The sequence below is a fragment of the Mycolicibacterium canariasense genome, from assembly GCF_002101555.1.
GTDB classification, from domain to species: domain Bacteria; phylum Actinomycetota; class Actinomycetes; order Mycobacteriales; family Mycobacteriaceae; genus Mycobacterium; species Mycobacterium canariasense.
In genome coordinates this window covers 37601-44027 of the sequence record NZ_LQOL01000044.1, presented here as the reverse complement: position 1 = coordinate 44027, position 6427 = coordinate 37601, and the positions used below count along the sequence as shown (strand labels likewise).

Sequence of the window (6427 nt, the reverse complement as noted above, 5' to 3'; positions counted from 1 at the left end):
GCACACCCAGCCAACCAGACACCCCAATCACAGGCCGACAGCAGCTGACCGTTCTACACCCTCAATCATGAAGAGCCGGAAATCGGCCGGCGGAGCCCAACCACCGGGGTTGTTCCAGTCGACGGGCGGTTCCCAGCCCTCCGGTGGCCGCCAGCCCGGCGCCGGGTAACCGTCGTTCCAGCCGACCCACTCGGGGTGATGCCAGTCCGCGGGTCCGGGTCCGCGGCCCCAACCGGGACCGTGCGGTCCAGGCGGCCCCCAGTAAGGGTCGGCGCTGGCGACACCGGTGCCGATACCCATCGCGAGCACGCCGGTAATCCCCACTGCAGAAACGACTTTCGCAAATCTCATGTCCATCAATCCTTTCCAGCCTTGACGTCCGGGGACCGCAGCCGGCGGATCGGGAGGACGTCTGATAGTTAGTTTTGCTATCGACCTTAAGGACAAGCTATGTGCGCGGTCATGGTTCGGTGTACGTGTGCCCCGCGATCACGAAAAGGCCACTGCCAGCTGGCAAATCGCTGAACATAGGTTGAAGCTGATGGTTAGCTCGTGCGTTCGATGAAAGCCACCACGACCGCGGCGAGCTCGGCACCCTTGTCTTCCTGCAGAAAGTGGCCGGCGTCGGTGATGGTGACCGGTTCGTGGCCCCTGGCGCCGGGAACGTGCGCGGCGAGCACCCGGTCACCGCCGCGGGTGATCGGATCGGAGTCGGAGAACGCGCACAGGAAAGGTTTCTCGAAGCGCCCCAACGACTCCCAGGCCGCACGGTTGGCCGGGGTGGCGGGGTCGTCCGGGCTGGTCGGCACCAGCGTGGGGAACTGCCGGGCGCCTTCCTTGAAGGTCTCGTCGGGAAACGGGGCGTTGTAGGCGGCGATGACATCGTCGGGCAATGCCGAGGTGCAGCCGCCGTTGACGATGGCGCCGGCGTCGAAGACCGGTGTCTGCTGGCTGAACTGCTGCCAGGCCAGGAACGCCTTGCCCGGCGGTCGATCGCCGGTCGGCAGGAAGGTATTGGCGGCCACCACGCGGCTGAACCGGTCGGGTTCTTCACCGACCAGGCGCAAGCCGATCAGCCCACCCCAGTCCTGGCACACCAGGGTGATAGCGGTCAGGCCAATTCCGTCGATGGCGGCCCGCACCCAGTCCACGTGTGCCTGATATGTGTAGTCGGTGCGCCGCGTCGGCTTGTCGCTGCGGCCGAAGCCCACCAGGTCGATGGCGACGGCGCGCAGTCCGGCATTCACCAGTACCGGCACCATGTGCCGGTAGAGATAGGACCAGCTGGGCTCGCCGTGCAGCAGCAGAACGACCGGCGCGTCGGGCGGACCCTCGTCGATGTAGTGCATGCGCACCGGGGTGCCGTCGGCGCCGGTGACCTCGGCGTAGTGCGGCTCGAAGCCGTAACCGGGTAAATCGGTGAAGCAGTCGTCGGGGGTACGCAGAATCTCCACGGGGTCGAAGGTACAGCGCTGAATTGGTGTTCCGGAGGGATTCGGCGCGGGCCTAGAATCGTGGGGTTAGGGGGCAAATCTCATGGCAAAGCCGTTGCGGGTCGATCCGGCCCAATTGCAGGTGACTGCGGAGTCGCTGAGCAGTCACGCCGAGTCGTTCACCACGACGCACTCGCAAGCACAGTCGCGCGCGGGCGGGGTGGCGCTCGGGGCCAGCAAGGCTGCCGCCGCGTTGCCGGCGATGCTGAGTGAGTGGCAGACCTCGGCCACCCAGTTCGCGGCTCACCACGAGAAGCACGCGGATGGTCACCGGGTGGCCGCGGAGGCTTACACCAAGACCGATAGTGGCGCTGCCGAGGACATCGAGGCAGCCGGGCGCGACTTGTAGCCCGTGGCGCTCACCCTGCAGGAGCTGCTGAACTGGCCGCCCGAGATCGGTGACCTGGGCAAGGCCGCCCATGATGTCGCAACAAATCACGCCGATTCGGCCGACTTTCTGCGCTCGGCGATGCAGGCCTCGGACTGGGACGGCGAGTCCGGCGATACCGCGCGGCAGGCGGTGCTCTCGACGGCCGGTGACCACGACAAGCAGGCCGAGCGAATAAAGGCGGCCGCCACGCTGATCGACACTGCCCACCAGGAAGCCGACGCGCTGGCCAACAAGGTCAAGGACATCCTCAATTTCGCGGCCGAGGCTCCCGCCGTGAAGGTGGATTTAGCGACTGGCGAGGTGAGCCAGCCGGCCAGCTACGACTACATGGACGCCGAGACCCAGACGAAGGTGTCCGAGAAGATCGCCGAGGTGAAGGCGCGGATCGCCGACGCGATCATCGAGGGCGATCGGATCGACGACGAGCTGGCCAAGGCGATCGCGAAGGCATCGGGGTTGCCGGAGCCGGCGCCTTCAGCCTCGACATTGCCCGACATCATGCTTGGTCCGTTGAAGCGCGGCGAGGCCCGTAACCTCGGTCCGGTGGCTGGTACCGGGAGCGACCCTGGCATACCAGGCATCGGCGCCGCCGACCTCGGCGAAGTCGTCACATTGCCCGATGGGAAGCAGGTGGCAATCTTCGGTGACGCGTTCGAAGGTGACCATGTCGGCGCTGATCCGCACTACCGGTCAGTCGCCGTCCCCGTGACGTTTGACTCGCAGGGCCGGCCGCACTACGGCGTCCCCTTGACCGGCCCAAAGGGCAGTGATAACGAGCTGTTCGCCATCCCGGACTACGCCCTCGGCGCCGATGACACCCTGCCCGGAGGCACGTTCACGGTGGGGAAAGACACCTACATGATGGTCGTCGGCACCAAGAACAATCTCGAACCGACTGGGTCCTGGCTGGTAAAAGTCACCGGCGACTTCTCCAAGCCATTGCAACCAGTTCCCAATTCCTGGGCGCCAGCCGCGGGCGAGGGGGCCAGACCCACCCAGATCAGCGGCTTCCAGAGCAGCCAAGACGGCAAGATCTACATCGTTGCGGACTCATTCGATCGAAGTTCGGGCGTGACGATGTACCAGGTCGACCCCAACCAAGGCACCGATGTCGGTAACCGAGGTACCTGGAGGCCGTGGACTGGCGCTGGATTTGGCGATCCGAACGACGCACCGGTCATGATGACCGATCGAGGCGTCAAATTCGGCGAACTGAGCTTTCAGCAGATCGACGGCAAACCCGTGCTTTCAGGATTCAACGGCTCCACCGGCAACGTTGAATTACGGGTTGCCAATGACCCGACTCAAATCATGCAGGGCGTTCCAACCACAGTTGTCGACTCACGCGCCGTTCCCCAGCCTTACGGCGGGTTCATCATGCCCGGCTCCACATTGGACAACATGAACATTCTCGCCAGTCAGTGGAACAGCGACCAAAGAGGACCCAATCCGGGCTCCGTCTACAACTCACAACAGGTGATCGTCAACGCCAACCGACCCCCGTAACGTGGCAGGCATACTTCGCGACAGATCATTCGGGCAGCGACATTGGGGAGGAACATGGCGGCGATGCGACGGATACGAACGACGTTGGGCGCGGTGAGTCTGCTCGCCATGATTCACCAGCCCGCGGCGCACGCTGACACACCGAAATTCCCAGACCTCAGTGGCTACACGCCAGTGAACACTCAGGACTACGCGATTGCCTTCGATAACCCCGGCCGACAGCCGACCATGACCGACTACTTTCTGACGCCCAGCGGAGTCGTGTGTGTCATCGACGATGGCGGCGCCGCGTGTTTCGGGAATAATCTTCCGAGCGTCCCGGCGTTGGAAGATCCCAACTCGCGGGTGAGCTATATCGATACCCAGAAAGGCTTGTATCAGTCTTCGAACCCCGGGTATGTAAATGGCACTACAATTCGTGGGCAGCAGATTCACACTCTTCCCGCCGCCCATTCGATCACCGTTGAGGGAACCGTTTGCGGTGTCAGTAACTCAGGTACGACCGCGTGCAAGGATCCGCAAGGGCGTGGATTCATCGTCTCGCCGTCGTGGACGGGCTGGTTACCGAAGGTTTAGTTGCTGAGATGCGCTGGCCGGCGGTCCTAGCAGCCGCGACAACGTTGTTCGCCGCTGCCCCGCTGTCCCAGACGCAGGCCGACACACCGAAGTTCCTGAGTCTCGACGGATATGCCCCCGTGGACATCGCCGACTATCGCATCGACACCACCACACCGGGGCACCTCAGCTCGGGGACCTATTTCCTCACCCCCGACGGAGTGGTGTGTAACTTCACGTCGCTACAACCTCAGTGTCGCGGAAACAATCTGCCGGCACTTCCTCCTGCGGCGTCTGACCCGTCGAGGGGCCTCAATCGGTCAAATTGGATCGGGACGGTGACCGGCCTGAAGCAGACGAACGAAGAAAGCCCGACCGACGCATTCCACGGTCAGCCCATCAAGACGCTCCCGCCGTTCCACTCGATCACCGTCGGTGGCGCCGTCTGCGGTGTCGACGACAAGGGAACGACTGCCTGCAAGGACGCTCAAGGCCGCGGCTTCATCCTGTCGCCGGCATGGTCGGGCTGGCTGCCGAAGGTTTAGCCCGCAACGATGAACCGGCAATGCCGCTGGCGGCCGTAGCAGCATTGCTTGGCAGAGTCTATGACTTCGCCATGAATACCTGGCTGGTGCACGGAAGCACATTTAGCGTGATACCTAGCCATGGAATCTGTCGGCAGATCTAACTGTGCAGTGCGTTCCGTTGCCGACGCTACGAGTCTCAGGAGCAGACCCTCGATGATCGCGCGTTCTGCCGCCCTCGCCGTGTGGTCGGCAATCATGGCAATCATGTTGTCGAGTTGTTCAGCCCCCTCGTCACCACCCAATCAGGTGCTCGGAACCTGGCGAATGGTCGCCGCGTCGATCGAGAGGGAGGGAACCTCCGTGCCGGCGTACGGCGAGCGGCCGAGCGGACTACTCACGTTCACTCCGGACATGCACTACGTCGAGGTCCTCACCGACTCCACGGTGGCCCCTTTCGCCTCCAACGTGCGAGGCGAAGGCACCGACGCAGAGAACCGGGCCGCCATGGCGGGCAGCATCGGCATGTTCGGCACATACACCGTCGACGCAAACGGCGAATTCAGCGGCAACCGAGTGGAGGGCGCCACGTTTCCCAACTGGGTCGGAAACGTGCGAACGACAAAGGATTTGCGCATCACTGTCGACGGTGATCGCATGACCGAACACTTCACCCGTCCCGACGGTACGTCGATCGAGATCATCTTCGAACGCGTGACGAATGGGTAGGACCGATCCCGAGGTCTGATCACGACGACGCAGCCGTCGGGTCCCACAAGCCTTCGGCGTCGCCGTCGCGCAGCTTCGTCTCGTAGAGCTGGGTCTTCCAGGTGATGATGTCGCGCGCCTGCTCCAGCGCCTGCATCTGCGCGTCGACGCGGGCGCGATGCGCATCGAGCAGCGCCAGGCGTTCGGACTCGTTGCCGGGCCCTTCGCGCACCAAGGCGGCGAACCGTTTGAGATCGGCGAGCGGCATCTGTGATTCGCGCAGCCGCGTGCAGATGCGCAACCAGTCGACGTTCGTCTGGCTGTACCGGCGCCGGTCGCTCGAGGTGCGTTCCACCGGCTCGATGAACAGGCCTTCGCGCTCGTAGAACCGCAACGCGTGCACACTGAGCCCGGTCGCCTCCGCAACCTCACCGATGGTGTAGCCGGTCATCCAACGGACCTCCCCCAGCACTTGACCTAGAGCCAACTCTAGGTCGTAGCGTCGCCGACATGACACCTCGATTCCGCGGAAAGCGCATCGTCATCACCGGCGCGACCAACGGCATCGGCCTGGCCGGCGCCCGCCGACTGGCCGACGAGGGTGCCGAGCTGCTGCTCACCGGTACCCATCCGGCACGGATCGCTCAGGCGCAGCGTGAAATTGGCTCAGCAACAGTCATTTTCAATGATGCCTCCACGCCGGACACCGGAAGTGCCCTCGCGCAAGCCAACGCCGGCGGCGGCATCGACGGACTGTGGCTCAACGCCGGTTACGCCGATATCGCCACGATTGCCGACACCGACGCCAAACTCTTCGACGCCATGATGGCAACCAATGTCCGCGGCCCCTTGCTGCAACTGGCCGCGCTGTCCGACAGCTTGACCGACGGGGCGTCCGTGGTGGTCACGTCGTCCACCTCGACCTACGAGGGGGCACCGCGCACCGCGGTGTACGCGGCCACCAAGGCAGCCCTGATCGCCGCAGCGCGGAGTTGGGCCGCCGAGTTGGCGCCGCGTGGCATCCGGGTGAACACGCTGGTGCCGGGCGCGATCAGCACCGACTTTCGCAGCTTCATGGACGACACGACTCGTTCGACGTTCGAGGCCGGCGTGGTCAGCCGCGTGCCGCTCGGCAGGGTGGGCAGCGCCGACGAAGCGGCGGCGGTGGCGCTGTTCCTGCTTTCCGATGACGCGAGCTACGTCACGGCCAGCCAGTACCCCGTCGACGGCGGACTCACCCACCGGTAAGC

The 6427-nt window shown here is 64.3% G+C and carries 9 protein-coding genes; 6 read left to right on the top strand and 3 right to left on the bottom strand.

Annotated elements, in window-relative coordinates; all coding sequences use genetic code 11:
* Positions 1 to 27 precede the first annotated feature (27 nt).
* Together AWB94_RS11115 and AWB94_RS11110 are read right to left on the bottom strand one after the other, a co-directional pair.
* A complete protein-coding gene (locus AWB94_RS11115) occupies positions 28 to 351 on the bottom strand; it encodes a hypothetical protein (protein ID WP_133058218.1) in 324 nt (107 codons plus the stop codon).
* A 194-nt stretch (positions 352 to 545) separates the two neighbouring features.
* Positions 546 to 1454 (bottom strand): haloalkane dehalogenase, encoded by a 909-nt coding sequence (locus tag AWB94_RS11110; RefSeq protein ID WP_062658077.1) that lies wholly within the window; start codon positions 1452 to 1454, stop codon positions 546 to 548.
* An 82-nt stretch (positions 1455 to 1536) separates the two neighbouring features.
* On the opposite strand from AWB94_RS11110, the gene AWB94_RS11105 reads away from it, so the two are divergent.
* From AWB94_RS11105 to AWB94_RS11085, 5 genes are all read left to right on the top strand, one after another.
* Positions 1537 to 1842: a WXG100 family type VII secretion target gene (locus AWB94_RS11105; protein WP_062658076.1), complete on the top strand. Its 306-nt coding sequence runs from the start codon at positions 1537 to 1539 to the stop codon at positions 1840 to 1842.
* A 3-nt stretch (positions 1843 to 1845) separates the two neighbouring features.
* On the top strand, positions 1846 to 3390 hold the full coding sequence (locus tag AWB94_RS11100) for a DUF4185 domain-containing protein (RefSeq protein WP_062658075.1): 1545 nt from the start codon (positions 1846 to 1848) through the stop codon (positions 3388 to 3390).
* A gap of 93 nt (positions 3391 to 3483) precedes the next feature.
* On the top strand, positions 3484 to 3966 hold the full coding sequence (locus tag AWB94_RS11095; protein ID WP_131805353.1) for a hypothetical protein: 483 nt from the start codon (positions 3484 to 3486) through the stop codon (positions 3964 to 3966).
* 119 nt (positions 3967 to 4085) lie between these two features.
* Complete coding sequence (locus AWB94_RS11090; protein ID WP_131805352.1) at positions 4086 to 4490, top strand: hypothetical protein; 405 nt, start codon at positions 4086 to 4088, stop codon at positions 4488 to 4490.
* Between the two features lie 120 nt (positions 4491 to 4610).
* A complete protein-coding gene (locus AWB94_RS11085; RefSeq protein WP_308213695.1) occupies positions 4611 to 5198 on the top strand; it encodes a lipocalin-like domain-containing protein in 588 nt (195 codons plus the stop codon).
* Between the two features lie 19 nt (positions 5199 to 5217).
* Here the strand turns inward: AWB94_RS11085 and AWB94_RS11080 are convergent, their stop codons facing one another.
* The gene (locus tag AWB94_RS11080) at positions 5218 to 5628 is read right to left on the bottom strand and encodes a MerR family transcriptional regulator (protein ID WP_062658081.1); all 411 of its coding nucleotides are present in this window, start codon (positions 5626 to 5628) and stop codon (positions 5218 to 5220) included.
* A gap of 59 nt (positions 5629 to 5687) precedes the next feature.
* Between AWB94_RS11080 and AWB94_RS11075 the strand changes: the two genes are divergently transcribed.
* Positions 5688 to 6425 carry an SDR family oxidoreductase gene (locus AWB94_RS11075; protein WP_062658072.1) on the top strand — a complete coding sequence of 246 codons (738 nt, stop codon included), beginning with the start codon at positions 5688 to 5690 and terminating at the stop codon, positions 6423 to 6425.
* Positions 6426 to 6427 lie beyond the last annotated feature (2 nt).

Bases quoted from the DNA above. Each gene is read 5' to 3' on its own strand.
- AWB94_RS11115 (WP_133058218.1), bottom strand. From the start codon at position 351: ATGAGATTTGCGAAAGTCGTTTCTGCAGTGGGGATTACCGGCGTGCTC.
- AWB94_RS11105 (WP_062658076.1), top strand. From the start codon at position 1,537: ATGGCAAAGCCGTTGCGGGTCGATCCGGCCCAATTGCAGGTGACTGCG.
- AWB94_RS11085 (WP_308213695.1), top strand. From the start codon at position 4,611: ATGGAATCTGTCGGCAGATCTAACTGTGCAGTGCGTTCCGTTGCCGAC.
- AWB94_RS11080 (WP_062658081.1), bottom strand. From the start codon at position 5,628: ATGACCGGCTACACCATCGGTGAGGTTGCGGAGGCGACCGGGCTCAGT.
- AWB94_RS11075 (WP_062658072.1), top strand. From the start codon at position 5,688: ATGACACCTCGATTCCGCGGAAAGCGCATCGTCATCACCGGCGCGACC.